Source organism: Hyphomonas sp., from assembly GCF_041398385.1.
Classification (GTDB): Bacteria; Pseudomonadota; Alphaproteobacteria; order Caulobacterales; family Hyphomonadaceae; genus Hyphomonas.
Map to the genome: position 1 here is coordinate 84224 of NZ_JAWKUW010000005.1, position 19342 is coordinate 103565.

Annotated in this window: 22 protein-coding genes and 1 other RNA gene; 13 read left to right on the forward strand and 10 right to left on the reverse strand. The window is 64.8% G+C overall.

All coding sequences use genetic code 11. The features are described from left to right. The first annotated feature begins 61 nt into the window (after window positions 1-61). Both R3C13_RS11215 and R3C13_RS11220 read left to right on the forward strand, forming a co-directional pair. A complete protein-coding gene (locus R3C13_RS11215; protein ID WP_371310913.1) occupies window positions 62-1153 on the forward strand; it encodes a glutathione S-transferase family protein in 1092 nt (363 codons plus the stop codon). A gap of 92 nt (window positions 1154-1245) precedes the next feature. Next, window positions 1246-1623 (forward strand): rhodanese-like domain-containing protein, encoded by a 378-nt coding sequence (locus R3C13_RS11220; protein WP_371310914.1) that lies wholly within the window; start codon window positions 1246-1248, stop codon window positions 1621-1623. Here the strand turns inward: R3C13_RS11220 and R3C13_RS11225 are convergent. Genes R3C13_RS11225 through R3C13_RS11245 form a run of 5 tightly spaced genes read right to left on the reverse strand, consistent with a single transcriptional unit; the run spans window position 1620 to window position 4493 of the window. Further along, window positions 1620-1913, reverse strand: a complete 294-nt coding sequence (locus tag R3C13_RS11225; protein ID WP_371310915.1) for a hypothetical protein — start codon at window positions 1911-1913, stop codon at window positions 1620-1622. The two genes, R3C13_RS11220 and R3C13_RS11225, sit on opposite strands and share 4 nt — an antisense overlap. Window positions 1914-1927: 14 nt before the next feature. Beyond that, window positions 1928-2407, reverse strand: a complete 480-nt coding sequence (locus R3C13_RS11230; protein WP_371310916.1) for a RidA family protein — start codon at window positions 2405-2407, stop codon at window positions 1928-1930. A gap of 10 nt (window positions 2408-2417) precedes the next feature. Continuing rightward, complete coding sequence (locus R3C13_RS11235; RefSeq protein WP_371310917.1) at window positions 2418-2795, reverse strand: VOC family protein; 378 nt, start codon at window positions 2793-2795, stop codon at window positions 2418-2420. A gap of 32 nt (window positions 2796-2827) precedes the next feature. Next, window positions 2828-3361 (reverse strand): hypothetical protein, encoded by a 534-nt coding sequence (locus R3C13_RS11240; RefSeq protein ID WP_371310918.1) that lies wholly within the window; start codon window positions 3359-3361, stop codon window positions 2828-2830. 25 nt (window positions 3362-3386) lie between these two features. Further along, the gene (locus R3C13_RS11245; protein ID WP_371310919.1) at window positions 3387-4493 is read right to left on the reverse strand and encodes an S-(hydroxymethyl)glutathione dehydrogenase/class III alcohol dehydrogenase; all 1107 of its coding nucleotides are present in this window, start codon (window positions 4491-4493) and stop codon (window positions 3387-3389) included. A 195-nt stretch (window positions 4494-4688) separates the two neighbouring features. On the opposite strand from R3C13_RS11245, the gene dapB reads away from it, so the two are divergent. The 4 genes from dapB to ssrA all read left to right on the forward strand — a co-directional run bounded on the left by dapB (window position 4689) and on the right by ssrA (window position 6854). Beyond that, the gene (gene dapB / locus R3C13_RS11250; RefSeq protein ID WP_371310920.1) at window positions 4689-5510 is read left to right on the forward strand and encodes a 4-hydroxy-tetrahydrodipicolinate reductase; all 822 of its coding nucleotides are present in this window, start codon (window positions 4689-4691) and stop codon (window positions 5508-5510) included. Window positions 5511-5608: 98 nt separating this feature from the next. Continuing rightward, window positions 5609-6013 (forward strand): PTS sugar transporter subunit IIA, encoded by a 405-nt coding sequence (locus R3C13_RS11255; protein WP_371310921.1) that lies wholly within the window; start codon window positions 5609-5611, stop codon window positions 6011-6013. A gap of 27 nt (window positions 6014-6040) precedes the next feature. Further along, a complete protein-coding gene (locus R3C13_RS11260) occupies window positions 6041-6334 on the forward strand; it encodes an HPr family phosphocarrier protein (protein WP_371310922.1) in 294 nt (97 codons plus the stop codon). A gap of 160 nt (window positions 6335-6494) precedes the next feature. Continuing rightward, window positions 6495-6854: a transfer-messenger RNA gene (gene ssrA / locus R3C13_RS11265) on the forward strand. Between the two features lie 11 nt (window positions 6855-6865). Here the strand turns inward: ssrA and R3C13_RS11270 are convergent. From R3C13_RS11270 to R3C13_RS11285, 4 genes are all read right to left on the reverse strand, one after another. Further along, window positions 6866-7537: a glutathione S-transferase family protein gene (locus R3C13_RS11270; RefSeq protein WP_371310923.1), complete on the reverse strand. Its 672-nt coding sequence runs from the start codon at window positions 7535-7537 to the stop codon at window positions 6866-6868. Between the two features lie 79 nt (window positions 7538-7616). Continuing rightward, window positions 7617-8834: a Gfo/Idh/MocA family protein gene (locus tag R3C13_RS11275; protein ID WP_371310924.1), complete on the reverse strand. Its 1218-nt coding sequence runs from the start codon at window positions 8832-8834 to the stop codon at window positions 7617-7619. 105 nt (window positions 8835-8939) lie between these two features. Next, a complete protein-coding gene (locus R3C13_RS11280; protein ID WP_371310925.1) occupies window positions 8940-9371 on the reverse strand; it encodes a hypothetical protein in 432 nt (143 codons plus the stop codon). Between the two features lie 365 nt (window positions 9372-9736). After that, the gene (locus R3C13_RS11285; RefSeq protein ID WP_371310926.1) at window positions 9737-10975 is read right to left on the reverse strand and encodes an aspartate aminotransferase family protein; all 1239 of its coding nucleotides are present in this window, start codon (window positions 10973-10975) and stop codon (window positions 9737-9739) included. Window positions 10976-11113: 138 nt separating this feature from the next. Here R3C13_RS11285 and R3C13_RS11290 point away from each other — a divergent pair, with 138 nt between their 5' ends. The 5 genes from R3C13_RS11290 to R3C13_RS11310 all read left to right on the forward strand — a co-directional run bounded on the left by R3C13_RS11290 (window position 11114) and on the right by R3C13_RS11310 (window position 14141). Then, the gene (locus tag R3C13_RS11290) at window positions 11114-11491 is read left to right on the forward strand and encodes a hypothetical protein (RefSeq protein ID WP_371311039.1); all 378 of its coding nucleotides are present in this window, start codon (window positions 11114-11116) and stop codon (window positions 11489-11491) included. After that, window positions 11469-11942: an SspB family protein gene (locus R3C13_RS11295; RefSeq protein ID WP_371310927.1), complete on the forward strand. Its 474-nt coding sequence runs from the start codon at window positions 11469-11471 to the stop codon at window positions 11940-11942. The genes R3C13_RS11290 and R3C13_RS11295 overlap by 23 nt, the downstream gene beginning before the upstream one ends. Before the next feature lie 9 nt (window positions 11943-11951). Next, complete coding sequence (locus tag R3C13_RS11300) at window positions 11952-12407, forward strand: PaaI family thioesterase (protein ID WP_371310928.1); 456 nt, start codon at window positions 11952-11954, stop codon at window positions 12405-12407. After that, complete coding sequence (locus tag R3C13_RS11305; protein ID WP_371310929.1) at window positions 12407-12838, forward strand: PaaI family thioesterase; 432 nt, start codon at window positions 12407-12409, stop codon at window positions 12836-12838. The genes R3C13_RS11300 and R3C13_RS11305 overlap by 1 nt, the downstream gene beginning before the upstream one ends. Window positions 12839-12908: 70 nt before the next feature. Then, window positions 12909-14141 carry a cytochrome P450 gene (locus R3C13_RS11310; RefSeq protein ID WP_371310930.1) on the forward strand — a complete coding sequence of 411 codons (1233 nt, stop codon included), beginning with the start codon at window positions 12909-12911 and terminating at the stop codon, window positions 14139-14141. A gap of 5 nt (window positions 14142-14146) precedes the next feature. On the opposite strand, the gene R3C13_RS11315 is transcribed toward R3C13_RS11310, so the two are convergent. Continuing rightward, window positions 14147-14434 carry a TMEM165/GDT1 family protein gene (locus tag R3C13_RS11315; protein ID WP_371310931.1) on the reverse strand — a complete coding sequence of 96 codons (288 nt, stop codon included), beginning with the start codon at window positions 14432-14434 and terminating at the stop codon, window positions 14147-14149. Between the two features lie 190 nt (window positions 14435-14624). Here R3C13_RS11315 and R3C13_RS11320 point away from each other — a divergent pair, with 190 nt between their 5' ends. Together R3C13_RS11320 and gyrB are read left to right on the forward strand one after the other, a co-directional pair. Then, complete coding sequence (locus tag R3C13_RS11320; RefSeq protein ID WP_371310932.1) at window positions 14625-16754, forward strand: DEAD/DEAH box helicase; 2130 nt, start codon at window positions 14625-14627, stop codon at window positions 16752-16754. A 160-nt stretch (window positions 16755-16914) separates the two neighbouring features. Next, the gene (gene gyrB, locus R3C13_RS11325; protein ID WP_371310933.1) at window positions 16915-19341 is read left to right on the forward strand and encodes a DNA topoisomerase (ATP-hydrolyzing) subunit B; all 2427 of its coding nucleotides are present in this window, start codon (window positions 16915-16917) and stop codon (window positions 19339-19341) included. The last annotated feature ends 1 nt before the right edge of the window (window position 19342 follow it).

The following is a 19342-nucleotide window of genomic DNA, read 5'->3' on the forward strand; positions in this document are numbered from 1 at the left end:
GGGCTTGCCGCATTCCGCCCCCTTGCGGCACAAGTCCTGTGATAAAAAGAGGAAACGCAGGATGGCCCCCTACACGCTCTACGGCGCCGAAGTCAGCTATTTTACCGGCAAGGCACGGGCCTATCTGCGCTGGCGCGGCGTGCCCTTCGAGGAAGTCCTGTCGACGCGTGAGGTCTTCCAGTCCGTCATCCTGCCCAGGGTCGGCTGGCCGGTCATCCCCGTCGCCGCCATGCCGGATGGCGAGATCGTGCAGGACACCGCCGACATCATCGCCCATGTCGAAGCCCGCGAGCATCTCACCCCGCGCGTCCAGCCCGAAGGCCCGCTGCAGCGCTTCGTCGGAGAGCTGCTGCACCTCTATGCCGACGAGTGGCTCCTCATTCCCGCCATGCACTATCGCTGGACCTATTGCGAGACGTGGGCCTATGCCGAGTTCGGCGCTATCTCCGCCCCGCAGGCGAGCCCGGCCGAACAGCTGGAGATCGGCCGCGCCATGGGCCAGATGTTCCGCGGCATGACCCCCATGCTCGGCGTCTCGCCCGAAACCATCCCCGGCATCGAGGCTTCCTACGAGGCCTTCCTCGCCGACTTCAGCGCCCACCTCGAAGCCCACCCCTTCCTGCTCGGCGGGCGGCCGACGCTTGCGGACTTCGCCTTCATCGGCCCGCTCTATGCCCACCTCCTGCGCGATCCCTATCCGGGCGAGCTGATGCGCCGCACCGCCCCCCGCGTCGCCGCGTGGACCGCCGCCACCCATGCCGGCGCAAAGGATGTATCGCCCCTCGCCGCCGACGACACCGTGCCCGACACGCTCCTCCCAATCCTCCGCCGCCAGATGCGCGAGCAGCTGCCGGCCCTCCTCGCCACAAATGCTCTCTTCGCCCAATGGCTCGCCAGCGCCGCACCCGGCGCCGACCTGCCCCGCGGCTTCGGCATGATCCCCATTACCATCGAGGGCCGCACGGGCGAGGCCGCCGCCCGCGCCTTCCCGCTCTACCGCCTGCAGGCCGCACGCGACGCCTACCAGCAGATGGACGCGGCCACCCGCACCCGTGCGGACGCGCTCCTGTCCGAAACCGGCGGCGATGCGCTGAAGACGCTGACCCTGCCCGCGCGCCTCACCCGCCGGAACTACCGCCTCGCGCTTGCCTGAACCGCCGGCTGCATCTGCCGCACCCGCCGCATCTTGCCACCGCCCGCAGAATGCCGGATGCCCTGCGCTTCAGACGCACAGGATCATTTTCCATGTCCCTCCTCGGCAAGCTCTTCGGCGGCGGCAAGTCCAGCGTCGCGACCATCGACCCGCAGACCGCCCATGACCGCGTGCGCAAGAAGGAGCTGATCCTGATCGACGTGCGCACCGAGAACGAATGGCAATCCGGCATTGCCAAGGGCGCCCACACGATCACGCTGGGCGACTCCACCCTGGTCGATCAGGTCTATGGCCTGACCAGGGAAGATCTGAGCCGGCCCGTCGCGGTCATCTGTCGCTCAGGCGCCCGTTCGTCCCGTGCCGCGAGCCAACTCGCTGCCGCGGGCTTCACCGATGTCAGCAATGTCGGCGGCGGCATGATGGCCTGGAACCTTCACAACCTGCCGACCCAGATGCACCGCCGCCGCTAGGCCGGCCGCTGCGGCCACGGCCGCGGGAACGACACGGCAAACCCGTCCTCGATCCAGCCTTCATCCGGCTGGGTGTGCAGCGAGCCTGTATCCTCGAAATACTCAAGCCCCGGCCAGCGCGCCGTCACCTCCGCCTTGAGGCCCGCGTCCAGCCCCTCCGTCATGTGCGCCACTAGCGCCTTCGACCACGGCGCCAGCGCCTGCACCGGGTTGCCCTGCGCCACCGCCCGCTCGATCACCCAGCGGATCGCTTCGGATTTCACCGGCTCGAGGGAGACAGGCTCCTCCATGCCGGGCGGCCGCATCAGCGTTTTACCGCGATGCACTCGATCTCGGTGCCCGCGCCTACAGCGAGGCCCTTCACCGCCACGGTGGACCGTGCCGGTTTCGGGTCAGGCAGCGCGGCATCATAGGCGGCGTTCATTTCGCCATAATGCGCCATGTCATCCAGGAAGACGGTACACTTCACGATGTCGCCGAGGTCTGCATCGAACTGCGACAGGGTCCGCGCCATATTGGCGAAGATCTGCGTCGTCTCCGGCCCCACGCCGCCCGGCACGATGGCATTCGTCGCCGCATCGATCCCCAGCTCACCGGCCAGATAGATCGTGTCGTCCACGCGCACTGCCTTCGAAAAGGGCAAATTCATGCCCTCGATGGCGACGCCCTTGAAGTGCTCCACATCCGGTGAGGAATGCCACGTCACATCGTCCGACTTCACCATGACGCAGGCAGGCAGCGCCAGCGCCGCCATGACCGCGCCGGAGACAAGAATCGTTCGCATAAGGATCTCCTTATCCGCGGCAGAGCGCGCAGAGCTTGTTGCCGTCTGGGTCGCGCAGGTAAGCGAGGTAGAGCCGCTGGTCGCCGCCTTCGCGCCAGCCCGGCGGGTCTTCGATGGGCGTGCCGCCAGCCGCCGCGCCCGCGGCGTGCCAGGCATCGGCCTGCTCCGGCGAGTCCATGGCAAAGCCGATCGTGCCGCCATTGGCATAGGTCGCTTCCTCGCCGTCAATTGGCGTCGTCACCAGGAACACGCCGTCCTTGTGCAGGTAAACCAGCCGCCCCTTCGGATCGAGGATCGCCTCCCGCCCGCCAATTGCCGTGAAGATCGCATCATAAAACGTCTTGGACCGCCCGATATCATTCGAACCGACCATCATGTGGCTGTACATCTTCTGTTCCTCCTTGTGATGTTTATTGGGCTTTAGGGTGACCGCTCAAAATCACCACTCACCCACCGGTCTGTTAAAGTGAAACAAGCTCTAGCAAACGCAAGTAGGTCTATGTGACACTTCCAGGCATTCTTAGGGTCCGTTGAAATTAGGGTAACTTCGCCGGTCAAGTAGGTTTGACGGTTTAACAAATTCCCATGACCGTCACTGTTCTCTATGCGACCTTGATCGTAGCGAGTATCGTCAGCATGGATAATTTTATTGCATACGTCTCTGATAGTCATCGGATCAGTGGTTGGCGCCAAGAAACTCCCAATTGGATCTTGCGCACCGACCTCTCCAATTAGTCTGATCCATGCTCCCGATGTCGATCCACTATCATCCATTCTGCGCATATTTACCGCAAGCTCTACTGCTTTCGCGTGCATCTCGTTGAAGTAGTAGCTTTCAAGTTCAACACTGAAATCTGGAAAACGCGCTGTACCCGCATCGGCGGCCCGAGCGGTTTGAGCAAATATAATCGTCGCCAACTCCAACGACTTTTTTTGAATTTCCAGAAGCAGCAAAGGGTGTTTCATAGAACCAACGCAGTTAGAAAACCACCACACTCCGGATCGACTTGCCCTCGTGCATCAGGTCGAACGCGTCGTTGATCTTGTCCAGCGGCATGACGTGGGTGATCATCGGGTCGATCTGGATCTTGCCGTTCATGTACCAGTCGACGATCTTCGGCACGTCGGTGCGGCCCTTGGCGCCGCCAAAGGCCGTGCCGCGCCAGTTGCGGCCCGTCACCAGCTGGAAGGGCCGTGTACTGATTTCCTTGCCCGCTTCCGCCACACCGATGATGATCGAGGTGCCCCAGCCGCGATGGCAGCATTCCAGCGCCTGGCGCATCACGTCGGTATTGCCCGTGCAGTCGAAGGAATAATCCGCGCCGCCGCCCGTCAGCTCGACAATATGCGCCACCACATCCTTGGTCTTCTTCGGATTGACGAAATGCGTCATGCCGAACTTCTCGCCCCATTCGGCCTTGGAGTCGTTGATGTCGACGCCGACGATCATGTCCGCGCCCGCCAGTTTCGCACCCTGGATCACGTTGAGGCCGATGCCGCCAAGGCCGAACACGACCACATTGTCGCCCACCTGAACCTTCGCCGTGTTGACCACCGCGCCGACGCCCGTGGTGACGCCACAGCCGACATAGCACGCCTTGTCGAACGGCGCGTCCTCGCGGATTTTCGCAACGGCGATCTCCGGCAGCACAGTGAAGTTCGAGAAGGTCGAACAGCCCATGTAATGGAAGATCGTCTGGCCCTTGTAGGAAAAGCGGCTCGTGCCATCCGGCATCAGGCCCTTGCCCTGCGTCGCGCGGATCGCGGTGCAGAGGTTGGTCTTGCCCGAGAGGCAGCTTTTGCACTGGCGGCATTCCGGCGTGTAGAGCGGGATCACATGGTCGCCCGGCTTAACCGATGTGACGCCCTTGCCCACTTCGCGCACAATGCCCGCGCCTTCGTGGCCGAGGATCGAGGGGAAGATGCCCTCACTGTCCAACCCGTCCAGCGTGTAGGCGTCGGTATGGCAGATGCCCGTTGCCATGATCTCGACCAGCACCTCGCCCTCCTTCGGGCCTTCGAGATCGACCTCCACGATTTCGAGCGGTTTCTTGGCTTCAAAAGCGACAGCGGCGCGAGTTTTCATCAATTCTATCCTATGAATTCAGTGACCGGAGCCTTCCCGTAGCCTCAGCGTAGGATTTACCGGAGCGTTCACCGGAGCGTTCGGGCGGGCGATTCCGCGCGACTGTTTCAGCTTCGCAGCGCCAAGGCAAGGCACCAGCCCTCATGGGATAAGTGCCCGGTTTCCCCGCCCCGAAACGCCGCTATAAGGGGCGCCATGAGTTCCGATTCTTTCTCAGTCGCGATTGCCGGGGTGGCCGGCCGCATGGGTCGCCAGCTGGCCGCCGTCGCCCACCGGCGCGGCCTCACCGTGGCCGGCGGGTCGGAGCTTGCCGGCTCGCCCCATCTCGGCAGCGATATCGGCGACCTTGCCGGCATCCCGCACCTTGGCGTTCGGCCGCAATCTGACGCGGTCGCTGCAGCTTCCGGCGCCGATGTCTGGCTGGACTTCACCCGGCCCGAGGCCACCCTCGCCGCCCTCGAAGCCCTCAAGCACACCAGCGTGCGCGCCGCCATCATCGGCACCACCGGCTTCACCGACGCCGAGGAAAAGGACATCGAACGCGCCGCCTCCGGCCTCGTCATTGTCAAATCCGGCAGCTTCGCCCTCGGCATCAAGCTGCTCGAAACCCTCGTCCGCCGCGCCGCCGCCAGCCTGGGCGAAGACTGGGACATCGAAATCCTCGAAACCCATCACAACAAGAAGGTCGACGCCCCGTCCGGCACGGCCCTCATGCTCGGCGAAGCCGCCGCAGAAGGCCGGGGAAAACCCCTGTCAGACCTGCGCGCAGGCCCCTATGACGGGCGCGATGCTGCAAGGGAATCCGGCAAGATCGGCTTCTCCGTGCGCCGCATGGGCGGCGTGATCGGCGAGCACTCGGTCTCCTTCGGCAGCGACACGGAAATCGTGACCCTCAGCCACACCTCGCTCGATCGCTCCCTCTTCGCGGAAGGGGCCATGAAAGCGGCCGCCTGGGCCCTTAACCAGCAGCCCGGCCTCTACAGCATGGACGACGTTCTGGGGCTTTCCGGCAACTAGGTCGACCAAAGGTGCACCCGCTTCAGCTGAATCCGGGTTGACGGGCCTTTTGTGCATGGCAGCATGACAAATTCGTCACATGGACCGGAAAGGCCCGCATGATCGGCATCGTCGTCGTCAGCCACGGCAAACTGTCGAAAGAACTCGTCGCCGCGACCGAACACGTCGTGGGCGAGCAGCCGCGATTCAAATCCATCTCGATCGAGGCCGAGGACGACATCGACGCCCGCCGCGAACAGATCCGCGACACCGCCAAGGCCTGCGACACCGGCCGCGGCGTCATCATCCTCACCGACATGTTCGGCGGCACGCCTTCCAATCTCGCCATGTCGGTCATGAGTTCCGGCAATATCGAGGTGATTTCCGGCGTGAATCTGCCCATGCTCATCAAGCTTGCCGAAGTGCGCCACGACATGTCGCTCGGCGAAGCGGCGCGCGTCGCGGCGGATGCCGGGCGCAAATACATCAACATCGCGTCCGAACTGCTCGCGAAATCCTCCTGATCTCAACTTCCCGACGAGCAGAACGCCGTGACTGAAGCCCGACAGAGCGTCACCATCGTCAACCGCAAGGGCCTGCACGCGCGCGCCTCGGCCAAGCTGTCCAAACTGGCGAGCGAATATGAATCGAAAGTCCTCGTCAGCCATGAGGGCCAGGAAGCCGACGCCCGCTCGATCATGGATCTCCTGATGCTGGTCGCCGCGCAGGGCTGTGAAGTCGAACTCCACGCGAACGGCCCCGACGCCGCAGAAGCCGTCACCGCCCTCGCCAGCCTCATCGCCGACGGCTTCGGCGAACGCGGCGAAGCGGACGTGCTTTACTGATTTTGTCTGCCGCAGACCCCTGCGAAGGTAGGGGTCCATCTCCCAAAATCTCCTCAGCACCTACCGAACCGACTGGAGATGGATACCTGCCTTCGCGGGCATGTTCGGAATATTGGGGACCGGACGGCGTAACCAGTGGTTAACCATCCCACCGCCATTGCCCCTTTCATCGACTCCCGCAGCACCCTATATTGGACCTGTCTTCGGACTATGGCGATAAACGCGCGTGTAATAAGCGGATCGGACCCGGGGGCGGTACCCGGCGGCTCCACCACAAGCAGGTTCAGGCAAGCCTTCGCCTGTTTCTGACGGGGCCGAAACAGTGTCGACGGACGTGTAAAGACGAGGCTTTCGCTCGGCTGGGCTCCGTTAGAAGCCCATAGCAAATAGTTGCAAACGACAATTTTGCTGAAGGCGAACTGATGGCTGCGTAAGCGGTCGGATGTTTTCCGTTTTTAACTCCTAGGGTATCAGACCCCTAGGCGGGGCCCGGAGGCGCCTGGCAACAGAAGCCTCCACCTTCTCTCCTTTTTACAGCAGGATCGTTCCCTTCCCGTCCTTCTCCAGCGCGCGCTGGTAGGACGGCACTTCGCGCATTTTCGCGAGCCAGCGGTGTGCGTTCGGAAAGCGCGCTTCGTCCATGCCTGCCCGGTGCGCGGCAACTTCCATCGAATAGCCCATCACGATGTCGGCCGCGGTCATCCGCTCGCCCGCGAACCAGGCCTGCTTGCCGAGCGTCTTTTCGATCTCGCCCATCAGCGCGGCGAGGCGCGGGCCGAAAAAGGCCTTGTCCAGCCCGCCTACCAGCGCCTTCGCCGCCGGCCGCAGGAAGAAGGGTGCGCGCGCCGTCATCGCCTTCATGACAAAGAAATTGGTCAGCAGTGGCTGGAAGCTGCCCTGCGAGGCGTGGAACCAGAAGAGATAGTCCGCCCGGTCCGGCGTGCCCGGCGCAGGCCGCAGCCGCCCGTCATCATGCTTGTCGCAGACATAATCGATGATCGCATTGGTCTCGGCCAGCGTCACATCGCCATCAGTGATCACCGGCGCCGTGCCGAGCGGCGAGATCGCCTTGTACTCCGCCGGGGCGAGCCGTGTCTTCGGATCGCGGTCGTAGAGTTTCACCTCATACGGAACGTTCAGCTCCTCCAGCAGCCACAGGATGCGGATGGACTGGGACTTTTCGAGATGGTGCAGAATGATCATGGACGGCCTCCCCGGCAGTATCGCTGCCGGAGAACCTAGTCCGCGCGATCCGGAAGGCCAGCCCCCGCCGCGCGGAAACCTAGACCGCCACCACCTCGCCCATCGCGGCAGACCGGTGGATCGCCTCGACCAGCCTGATGTCGCGCAGGCCCATTTCGCCCGGTGTCTTTATGGCGGCGCCCGTCCGGATCGCCTCGGCGAAGTGCTGCACCATACGCGAGAACTGGAGGTTCGAATCGCCAGGCATCAGCACCTCTTCGGTCCCGCCCTTCAACAGCTTCATGGCGTTGCCATCATAGTAGGTCGCGGGCTCCATCAGGAGGATGCCGTCACTGCCGGTCACCTTCACCATGTTGAGATTGTCCGCATTGTAGGACGTGACCAGCTTCGTCACCGCGCCGGAGGGGAACGTGATCTCCGCCTTCACGGTCGAGAAAACCTCGGTGAAGCGCGGATCGTTCGGCACCTGCTCCGTCCAGCCGCGCACGCTCACCGGCACCTCGCCGGAAAGGTAGAGCGCCGCCTGCAGGCCGTAGAGGCCGTAATCTTCCAGTGGCCCGCCGCCCGCCAGCGCCTTCACCAGCCGCCAGTCATTGGACGGATTGTGCGCCCTGTTGGCGGAGTAGTTGTTCGCCGTCTCGATGCTGCGGATCGCGCCTACGGCGCCCGCGCGCATCAGCTCCGTCGCCTTCAGATTGTAGGGTTCGAAATGACAGCGATAGGCGATCATCAGTTTCCTGTTCGCCGCTTCCGACGCCGCAATCATCCGCGCGCACTCACCGGCATTCAGGGCCATCGGCTTCTCGCAGATCACATGCTTGCCGGCCGCGAAGGCAAGCTCCGTCCACTCCGCATGCAGGCCTGTCGGCAGAACGATGTAGACAGCCTCGACCCGGTCATCGTTGGCGATCTGCGCAAACGTCTCGTAGGAATAGACTGCATCTTCCGGCACGCCGTAGGCCGCCGCGACCTTCGCCGCCTTTTCCGGATTGCCCGAAACGACCGCGGCGACATGCGTGCCCTCCGCCGTCGCCAGTGCCGGCAACGCCTTGCCGATGGCATAGCCGCCGAGGCCCACCACCGCGACGCCGACACTGCCCGGCTTCGGCGGGGGCGGCACTTCTTCGGGCAGCGTGCCCCAGTCCGGCCAGGGCATGCCCATCGCGCGGGCAGGAATGGCGGACGGCGCCGCCGTCGCGCAGGCGGCCAGCCAGGGTGACGCCGCCACGCCCGCGCCTGTCAGCTGGAGGAATCGCCGGCGCGATCCTGAATGGTCGGGTCCGGTCGGGTCTGTCATGGCGTCCTCCCTGTTATTATTGTTAGCGCTCCCAATCGTTCGCCAGCAGCGCCTCCGGGTCAAGGCCTCATCCGACACCCGGAAACAATTTCGCGTGAACCTTGTCTATTTGCTGAGGCGGTTGATCTCGTCCCCGACCAGTTCGGCGAGTTCGGGATTCTCAGAGTAGAGCCGCGACATCTCCTTTGAGATCCGCTGCTGCGTGGCCGAAAGTTCCGGCAGCTTGCGCGCAAATGCCTGCATCGCAATCAGGTCGTTCTGCTTGCCGTCGAGCACTTCCGTCATCGCCTCCAGCCCGTCGGCGGATTTCTTGATGTCCTTTGCGGCGGCCTTGGCGCTCGCCTCGTCATGGATCGACTCCAGCGCCGTCGCGATCCGGTCGAACTCGTTGACATAGGCTTCGCTGAGATCGTCGACCGAGGATTTGGCGCTGATATCCTTGCCGCTGACGCCCTCGATCTCGCCGGCCTTCTTGCCACAGCCGCTCAGCAGGAGGGCACCTGCCAGCGCGCCCGATGCGATCAGTCTTGCAATCATGTGTCGTCCCCACGAGTCTGGTTGATCCGGCACCGCACCACACCTCGCGAGGCGCTTCAAGTAAATCGCTCGACACATTCGCGGCCCGCGCCTATAGCCAGCCGCACGGCCCGGACCATCCGGTGAGCCCAGCCATGAAAGGAGACGCGTCATGATCACCGCCCGCTTCTCCACTTTCATCGCAACAGGTTCATATGACTGGATTTTCCTGGCGGCCGCTGATGGCTGCCCTTCGCCGGCGTCTTGCCCGGCCCTCAAAGACTAAGCCCGACCCGCAACGCGACCGCGCCCGAGCGGCCCGTTCCCTGAAAACGAAACTGCCCCCGCATTTGCGGAAAGACATCGGCGCCGACGATGGCTGAGGCTCAGCTGTAGCGCGCTTCGACCTTCGGTCCGTCCTGACCGGACTTCACCGCGGCAAGGCTCGCCTCGAGATCGGCGAGATAGGCGTCGGCCACTTCGGCATGCTTCGGGCTCAGCATCAGGTGCAGGCTCGGCGGTTCCTTCGTCACCGAAGTGAACCAGCCGCGCCGGTAGATCTCGCCATACACCGCGAAGGCATGGGCTTGCGGATGGTAAAAGGCCATCAGGCCCAGCATCGGACTGCCGACGATTTCGAAGCCGAGCCGCTCGACGCCTTCGCTGATCTTCTCGCGTGTCGCGCAGACCTGTCCCTGCAACCGGCGATACCCTTCGACGCCCAGCGTGTTCATCACGCCCCAGGCGGCGGAGATCGCCCCGCCCGGCCGCGTGCCCGCCAGCGTCGGCGTCTTCATCGGCGCCCCGCTCCAGCCAGCAAGGTCGAACGGCATATGGGCATACAGCTCCTCCGAGCGGAACAGCACAGTCGAAGCGCCCTTGGCGCAATAGCCGTACTTGTGCAGGTCCGCACTCATCGAGTGGACAGCCGGCACCTCGAAATCGAACGCCGGGACCGGCACGCCGTTCATCCGCGCAAACGGCGCGAAGTAGCCTCCGACGCAGGCGTCGACATGCAGCCAGACATCCTTCTTCGCGGCGACCTCGCCCAGCTCCGCGATCGGGTCGATGATGCCATGCGGAAAATTCGGTGCCGAGCCGACCATCATCACCGTCGCCGCATCCACCGCTTCGCCCATCGCCGCCGGGCCGGCCTCATAGCTGCCGTCGGTCTTCAACGGCACGCGCCGCACCTCGATGTCCATGAGGTGCGCGGCCTTGTCGAAGGCAAGGTGCGCCGATTGCGGCAGCACGACATTCTGCCCCTCGCGCGGCTTGCCCCGGCTGCGCGCATAATCCCGCGCCGTCTTCATCGCCATGGTGATCGAATCGGTGCCGCCGGACGTCATCGCCCCGGTCGAGCCTTCCGGGCCATGCAACAGGCCGAGGCCCATGGCGATGACTTCCTTCTCCATCTGCGCCAGGCTCGGAAAGGCGAGCGGCCCGAGGCCGTTCTCCGCCATGTAGAGTGTGTAGGCTTCCTGCTGCACCTCTTCGATGTCATGCCCGGCATTGAAGACATAGACCGCCGTGCGCCCGTCCCGCCATTTGGCGTCGCCGCCCCCGCGGGTTATCATCTCGGCGCGCACATCGGCCCAGTCGCGGCCCTTTTCCGGCATCTGCATGGCTGGTTCCTCCCTTTGACTGCAGAGCCTAAGCGCCGCGCCGGACCTTGGCCATAGGGCAGTCCTCCGCAATCCCCGTGCGCAACCTGCCCGCCGCTCACGCGTTGATTCTGGCCGCGCTCCAAGGAGACCACCCTCATGACCGAGAAGAAAAAACCCGAAGATCCCAAAGAGACGCCGGACCACCGGCACATACGCCCGGCGGGGCCAGAAAACATGGAAGACCCGCCCGAGGAGTGGGACAAGGTGGACGAGGAAAGCGACGAATCCTTCCCCGCCAGCAACCCGCCCGGAAACGACTGGAATGCGACGGACGTCCATTCTCGCACCGCAATAGGCGCTGCACATCAGGTTGAGTTCCCTTCCCGCAGCGGGCGACTGCGCGAGGTGCATCTTTTTCCTCGCGCATTGTGCGAAGCCCGTTGCCGTCAACGGGCCGGAGGAATAGTGTGCGGCCTTCTGAGAATAAGAACATCGGGGACGGCCGACCGCCATGACAGACTACATCGGTTATGAAGCGCTGACCCAGGCTGCCATGCGCGGCGTCGTACGCGAGGCGCTGAAGCGGGCGAAAACCAATGGCGGCCTTCCGGGCGACCATCATTTCTACATCACCTACCGCACCAAGGCGCCGGGCGTGCGGATGGCCGATTACCTGGTCGAGCGCTTCCCCGTCGACATGACCATCGTTGTCCAGCACCAGTTCTGGGATCTGGAAGTGCATGACGGCCATTTCGAAATCATCCTGAAATTCTCGGGCGTGCCCCAGCACCTGTTCGTGCCCTATGCGGCAATCACGCGCTTCGTCGATCCGTCGGTCAATTTCGGCCTGACCTTCGAAGCGCCTGACAAGGACGCGGCAGTCATCGCCCCGGCCATCGAACTCAAGACCGAAAGCGGTGCTGCTGCGGCCCCGGCGGTCGATGCCGGCACAGTCGTCAATCTCGACTCCTTCCGCCGCAAATAGGCCGGGCACTTGTCAGAGACTGAAAAGCCCCGCCTCAGCGATGCTGACATGCTGGCCCGTTTCCAGGGCTCGAAGAAACGCCCGCCCTGTTCCGACACGCTCGGCATGCGCCTTGTCGAAGTCGAGCAGGAAAAGCAGCGCATACGGATGGAATTCGACGTTTCCCCCGCCTTCGCCAATCCGACCGGTGCGGTGCAGGGCGGCTTCATCTCCGCCATGCTGGACGAAGCGATGAGCACCTGCGTCATCATCGCCTCCAATGTCACGATGACGGCACCGACGCTTGAAATGAAAACCAGCTTCCTGAAGCGCCTGATGCCCGGCAAGGCCTTTGTCGAGGCCCGCATCCTGCGGCTCGGCAAGTCCGCCGCCTTCATGGAAGCCGAATGCTTCGACCCCGATGGCGCCATGGTCGCCAAGGCGACCGCCACCGCCATCCCCATGCTGTTCAAGAAACTCGGCTGATGAGCTTCGACAAGCGCGCGTACTGGGAAGGCGTGCTGGGCGACGGCACACGTCCTCCGGCCACGGATTTTGTAGGCTTTGACCTCATCGCCTTCGACGTCGATGCCGGCTGGGCCGAGGCGGCCTTCACCCTGCCGGACGAAGCGAAGAACCCCGCCGGCAATGCCCAGGGCGGCTTCATCACCGCCGCCCTCGACGAAATCATGAGCGTCGCCGGCTCCATCGTTCAGGACGGTCCCGCCATGGCGCCCACGCTGCAGATGACCGTCAGCTTCATCCGCCCTGTCCCGGTTGGCACCCGCCTCATCGGCCGCGGCGAGGTGCTCCGCAAGGGCCGCGCCGCCATCTTCACCCAAGGCACCCTCAGCCTCGAGGACGGCACTCTTCTGGCGCAGGCGACCGCCAGCTGCATTCCCCGCTCCCTCGCCTGACGCGGCGACACCCGCGCAAGCACCGCCATCCCGTGCTATCCTTACCGAAAATAATATCGGGAGGAACACCATGGCCGACGATCAGGGCGATACGCCCGCCGTCCCGCAGTCCATCATCGAGGTCTCGGCCTTCGTGCCCGACGCGCGCACCAATCCGCACCCGAAGCTGAAAGCGATCCGCGACAACTGCCCCGTCATGCGCGACGAGATGGCAAAGGTCTGGTTCCTCACCCGCTATGGCGACATCCGCGAAACGGTGAACGACCGCACCTATGTGCGCCACCCGCTGAAGGCCGAGGAAGGCTCGCTCAGCCGCCAGTTCGCCGACGACCGCGAAGATCCGAGCCGCACCAGCATCCTCTTCCTCGACGAGCCGGACCATTCCCGTGTCCGCCCGCCGCTCGCCAAGGCCTTCTACGCCCGCATCAACAGGATGAAGGCAGAGATCGAAGCCATCACCGACGACACCATCGACGCCGCCCCCGCCAGCGGCACGTTCGACCTGATGGCCGAAATCGCGGTGCCGATCCCCGTCACCGTCATCGCCCGCATCCTTGGCGTGGATGAAGAGCGCCTGCCGGAATTCCGCGAATGGTCGGAAGACGTGATCCTCAGCCTCAATCCCGTGCGCACACCGGAAGAATCCGCCCGCATGGAAGCCAGCGGCATCCAGCTCGACAATTACTTCCGGGAACTGATGGAAGCCCGCCGTGCCGCGCCGCAGGATGATCTCATCTCAGACATGGTCCAGCTGCAGGCCTCGGGCGACGCGCCCCTCTCCGACGACGAACTCGGCATCAATCTCGGCGCGCTGCTGGTCGGCGGCAATCTCACCACGACCGACCTCATCGGCAATGGCGTCTGGCTGTTCCTGACCCATCCGGACCAGCTCGCCGCGCTGAAAGCCGATCCGGCCCTGGGCGCGCAGGCAGTGGAAGAAGTGCTGCGCTACGAAGCGCCCGTCTCAGTCACGTCACGCATCCTCGGCCATGACCGCGATGTCGCCGGCTGTCCGATGAAGGCGCACCAGGTCGTCTTCTGCTCCCTCGCCGCCGCCAATCGCGACCCCGGCACGTTCGACGCGCCCGAGGCTTTCGACATCACGAAGAAGCGCCCGAGCCACATCGCCTTCGGCGGCGGCCCGCACATCTGCATCGGTGCGCCGCTTGCCCGCATCGAGGCCCGCCGCGTCTATCAGCGACTGTTCGAACGATTCCCCGACATGACCCTGCCGGAACAGGAGGTCGTCTGGCGCGCCCTGCCTTTCTTCCGTGGGATCGAGAAGCTCGACGTAACGGTCTGACCGCCTCAGCCGAGCACCGGCTTGTAGTGTTCCCAGATCGTCCACAGGCCGATCAGCACGAAGCCGATGCCCGCGATCAGCTTGAACGGCACCATGGTCAGATACCGCTCCGCCAGCGTGCCGAGCCCCACCGCCAGCGCCGTCGACGCCACCAGCGCCGCCGCGGCCGCCACGAAGACCAACAGGCGCGGCGTCTTGTTCTCCGCCGAGAACAGCACCGTCGCGAGCTGCGTCTTGTCGCCCAGTTCTGCAAGGAATACGGTTGTGAAGATGGTAAAGAAGGCGCTCAGCATGGATGGGGGTCTCCGGCGGAATCGGTCTGGCGCCCGTCAAACACCATTCCGCGCTGGCCTGCCAGCCTTTCCTGCCTGCGCGATGCGTGTGGCGCAGCGCCCGAAAACGTGCCATAGGGCCGCAAAACCCCTCTGACAGGTCGATCGAGCCTCGAAGACGATCCCTGTTTACCCTGCCGAAAGCGCGCCCATGACCGCCCCCCAATCCCTTCCGCCGGCCCTTGCCGATGCCCTCGCCCGTCGTGGCTATGAAACCCTGACCCAGGTCCAGTCCGCCGTCCTCGCGCCGGAACTGGCCGGACAGGATCTGCTCGTTTCGGCCCAGACCGGCTCCGGCAAGACGGTCGCCTTCGGCCTCGCCATGGCCGCCGAACTGTTCGCCGGCGAAGAGCGCCTGCCCCCGGCAGACCTGCCGCTGGCCGTCATCGTCGCCCCGACGCGCGAGCTGGCCGTTCAGGTCGCGCGAGAGCTGACCTGGCTGTACGGCCCGGCTGGCGCCCGCATCGCCACCTGTGTCGGTGGTATGGACATGCGCGACGAGCGCAAGGCCCTCGCCCGCGGCGCCCAGATTGTCGTCGGCACGCCGGGCCGCCTCTCTGACCATATCCGCCGCGAGTCCCTCGACACGTCCGGCGTCCGCGTCGTCGTGCTCGATGAGGCCGACGAGATGCTGGACATGGGCTTCCGTGAGGAACTCGAGCACATCCTCGAAGGCACGCCGGAAACCCGCCGCACCCTGATGTTCTCGGCCACCGTGCCGAAAGGCATCGCCGCCCTCGCCGCCCGCTACCAGCGGGACGCCGTGCGCGTCACCACCGAAGGCGAACAGCGCCAGCATGGCGACATCGAGTATCGCGGCCTGATGGTCGCGCCGGGCGACGAGGAAAACGCCATCGTCAACATCGTGCGCGCCTCCGACAGTGAAGGCGCTCTCGTCTTCTGCACGACGCGCGCCGCGGTGAACAAGCTGATGAGCCGCATGGGCAATCGCGGCTTCCATGTCGTCGCCCTCTCCGGCGAGCTCAGCCAGAAAGAGCGTTCCAACGCGCTGCAGGCCCTGCGCGACGGGCGCGCCCGCGTCTGTATCGCCACCGACGTCGCGGCTCGCGGGCTCGACCTGGAAAACCTTGGCCTCGTCATTCATGCGGACCTGCCGCGCGATCCGGCGACCCTGTTGCACCGCTCGGGCCGAACGGGCCGGGCCGGCCGCAAGGGCGTCAGCGTACTGATCGTCAATCCGAAGGCCCGCCGCCGCGCCGAGCGCCTCCTCTCCGACGCAAAGATCGAGGCAAGCTGGGGCCGCCCGCCATCGGCCGAAGAGATCAACGCCGCCGACGATGCCCGCCTTCTGGCCGATCCCGCCTTCTCGGCAGACCTTGCCGAAGCCGACGCCGCCCTCGCTGCCGCGCTTATCGAACGCCACGGCGCAGACGCTGTCGCCCGGGCCTTCGTCGCCAAGGCCCGGGCCGGCCGTTCCGCCCCGGAAGACCTGCGCGAGGTCGACATGACCCCGCCGAAAGCGCGCCGCGAGCGCGGCCATGAGGATGGCCCGCGTGAGCCCCGCGAAAAGCGCGGCAAGGCCGAGCGCAAGGGCTTCGACGATGCCGTCTGGGTGCGCCTCAATGTCGGCCGCAAGAAGAATGCCGAAGCGCGCTGGATCCTGCCCGTCCTGTGCAAGGCCGGCGGTCTCTCACGTGACGACATCGGCGCCATCCGCATCAATCCCGGCGACACGCATGTGGAGCTGACCCGCGACGCGGCCACGCGCTTCTTCGACGCCCTCGGCAATGGCGGCACGCTCGAAAAGGGCCTGCGCGCGGAACCGCTGGACGGCGCGCCCCAGCCGTGGCGCCGCGATGCCGAAGACGACCGCCCGCCGCGTGAACCTCGCCATGCTAAGGGAGACAAGCCCCGCGCCCGCCGCGAAGACCGCGCCCCGCGCGAAGAAGCCGGTGACCGCAGCGACCGCCCCGCCCCGCACCTGCGCAAGAAATACGACCCGGACGCGCCGCGCGACTTCTCCGGAAAGAAGCCCTACAAGAAGAAATCCTTTCCGAACGATGCCCCGCCCGCCGCACGCGAGTCCTCGCCGCAGACGGACTATATCCAGGACGACCGGAAAAAGCCCCACAAGGGCGATTTCAAGCCCGGCCCGAAAGGCGGCAGGAAACCCTCCGGAAAGCCCGGCAAGGCGCCCCCGGAAGGCGGCTGGAAGCCTCCCATGAAGGCCGCCGCCAAGCGGTCGAAACCCGCTTCCGGCGCGCCCAAAAAGCCCGCCAGCGGCCCCAAAAAAGCGTGGAAAAAAGCCCCGCGCGGCTGATCCCCGGCCCGGGTTTCTGAAATACCTGGGAATAAGCCTGTAATTCCTTGTTTTTGCAGCAGATATATAGCTGCAAAATAAGCCCTGCCGCTGTTCCCTCGGCGGGGCCGATCCCTTATATTTACTGCGAATCTCAAAAGAATCGAACGGGAGGCCGAGCATGGCCGATGACGCGCTGGATAACGGGCAGGAATATGGTGCTGGCTCCATCAAGGTCCTGAAGGGCCTGGAGGCCGTGCGCAAGCGTCCCGGCATGTATATCGGCGACACCGATGACGGCTCGGGCCTGCACCACATGATCTACGAAGTGGTGGACAATGCCATCGACGAGGCCCTTGCCGGCCATGCCGACCGCGTGACCGTCACTCTGTACCCGGACGGCTCGGCCGAGATCACCGACAATGGGCGCGGCATCCCGGTCGGCATGCACCCGACCGAGGGCGTCTCCGCCGCCGAAGTGATCATGACCCAGCTGCATGCGGGCGGAAAGTTCGACCAGAACTCCTACAAGGTCTCCGGCGGCCTGCACGGCGTCGGCGTGTCCGTCGTCAACGCGCTTTCCGACTGGCTGGAGCTGACCATCCACCGCGAAGGCCACGAGCATTTCGTGCGCTTCATCAATGGCGGCGTGGTCGAGGCGCCGCTGGAAACGCGCGGCGAAAGCCCGAAGCGCGACAATGGCAAGCCCTATTCCGGCACGGCCGTGCGCTTCCTCGCCTCCCCGGCCACATTCACGAAGACCGATTACGACCGCAAGACGCTGGAACACCGCCTGCGCGAGCTGGCCTTCCTGAACTCCGGCGTGCACATCATCTTCCGTGACGAACGCGAGGCCGAGCCCTACGAGATCGACCTGATGTACGAAGGCGGCGTGAAGGCCTTTGTCCAGCACCTCGACAAGACCAAGAACAAGCTGATCCCCGAGCCGATCTACGCGATCAGCGAGAAGGACGGCATCACCGTGGAAGCGGCCCTCGAATGGACCGACAGCTACCACGAGAACGTGCTCTGCTTCACCAACAACATCCCCCAGCGCGACGGCGGCACCCACCTGGCCGGCTTCCGCGGCGCGCTGACGCGGATCATCAACAAATACGCCAACGAAACCGGCATCGCGAAGAAGTCGAAGGTCGAAATCTCAGGCGACGATGCGCGTGAGGGCCTGACCTGCGTGCTCAGCGTGAAAGTGCCCGACCCGAAATTCAGTTCCCAGACGAAAGACAAGCTCGTCTCCTCGGAGGTGCGTCCGGTGGTCGAGAGCCTGATGGGCGAGAAGCTCGCCGAATGGTTCGAGGAACACCCCAAGGAAGCCCAGGAAATCATGGGCAAGATCGTCGAGGCCGCCGCCGCGCGCGAAGCCGCCCGCAAGGCCCGCGAGCTGACGCGCCGCAAGTCCGCGCTCGACATCACCAGCCTTCCCGGAAAACTGGCCGACTGCCAGGAGAAAGACCCGGCGAAATCCGAACTCTTCATCGTCGAGGGCGACTCGGCCGGCGGGTCCGCCAAGCAGGGCCGCTCGCGCGACAACCAGGCCATCCTGCCGCTGCGCGGCAAGATCCTGAACGTCGAGCGTGCGCGCTTCGACAAGATGCTCTCGTCCGACCAGGTCGGCACGCTGATCATGGCGCTCGGCGCCGGCATCGGCCGCGACGAGTTCGACATCAACAAGCTGCGCTACCACAAGATCATCATCATGACCGATGCTGACGTCGACGGCGCGCACATCCGCACCCTCCTGCTCACCTTCTTCTATCGTCAGATGCCGGAGCTTATCGAGCGCGGCTATCTCTACATCGCCCAGCCGCCGCTCTACAAGGTGACGCGCGGGCGCTCGGAACGCTATGTGAAGGATGACGGCGAGCTCGAAACCTACCTCATCAGCGAAGGCACCGACGGCGAGGCCTGGATCCTCGGCGACGGCACCACGATCACCGGCGAAGACCTGCGTGACCGCGTGCGCCAGGCCTCGAACTTCCAGGCGAACCTGCGCCGCCTTGCCCTGCGCGCTTCGGGCGACCTGATCGAACAGGCCGCGATCGCCGGCGCGCTGGCCGAAGGCGCGGGCGAAGCCGAAGCCGCGAAGACGGCCGAGCGCCTGAACCGCTTCGCCGAGGAAGGCGAGGACACATGGGCTGGCCGCTTCGTCGAAGGCGCGCTGGTGCTGCAGCGTTCGGTGCGCAGCGTCGACGAGACGATGACCCTGCCACCCGCCCTGATCGCCAGCCAGGACGCCCAGCGCCTCGCCGAGCGCGCTGCGGGCCTGCGGGAGCTGTACGATGCGCCCTCCATCCTCCGCCACGAGAAGGGCGGCGAGATCACCGTGCACGGACCAAGCTCGCTGCTCTCCGCCGTGCTGGAAAGCGGCCGCAAGGGCATCAAGATCCAGCGCTACAAGGGCCTCGGCGAAATGAACGCTGACCAGCTCTGGGAAACCACGCTCGATTCCAACGCCCGCACCCTGCTCCAGGTCAAGGTCGAACATGCCGACGAAGCCGACGACCTCTTCACCAAACTCATGGGCGACGTGGTGGAGCCACGCCGGGAGTTCATCGAAGAGAATGCGCTGGATGCGGAGGTGGATGTTTAGG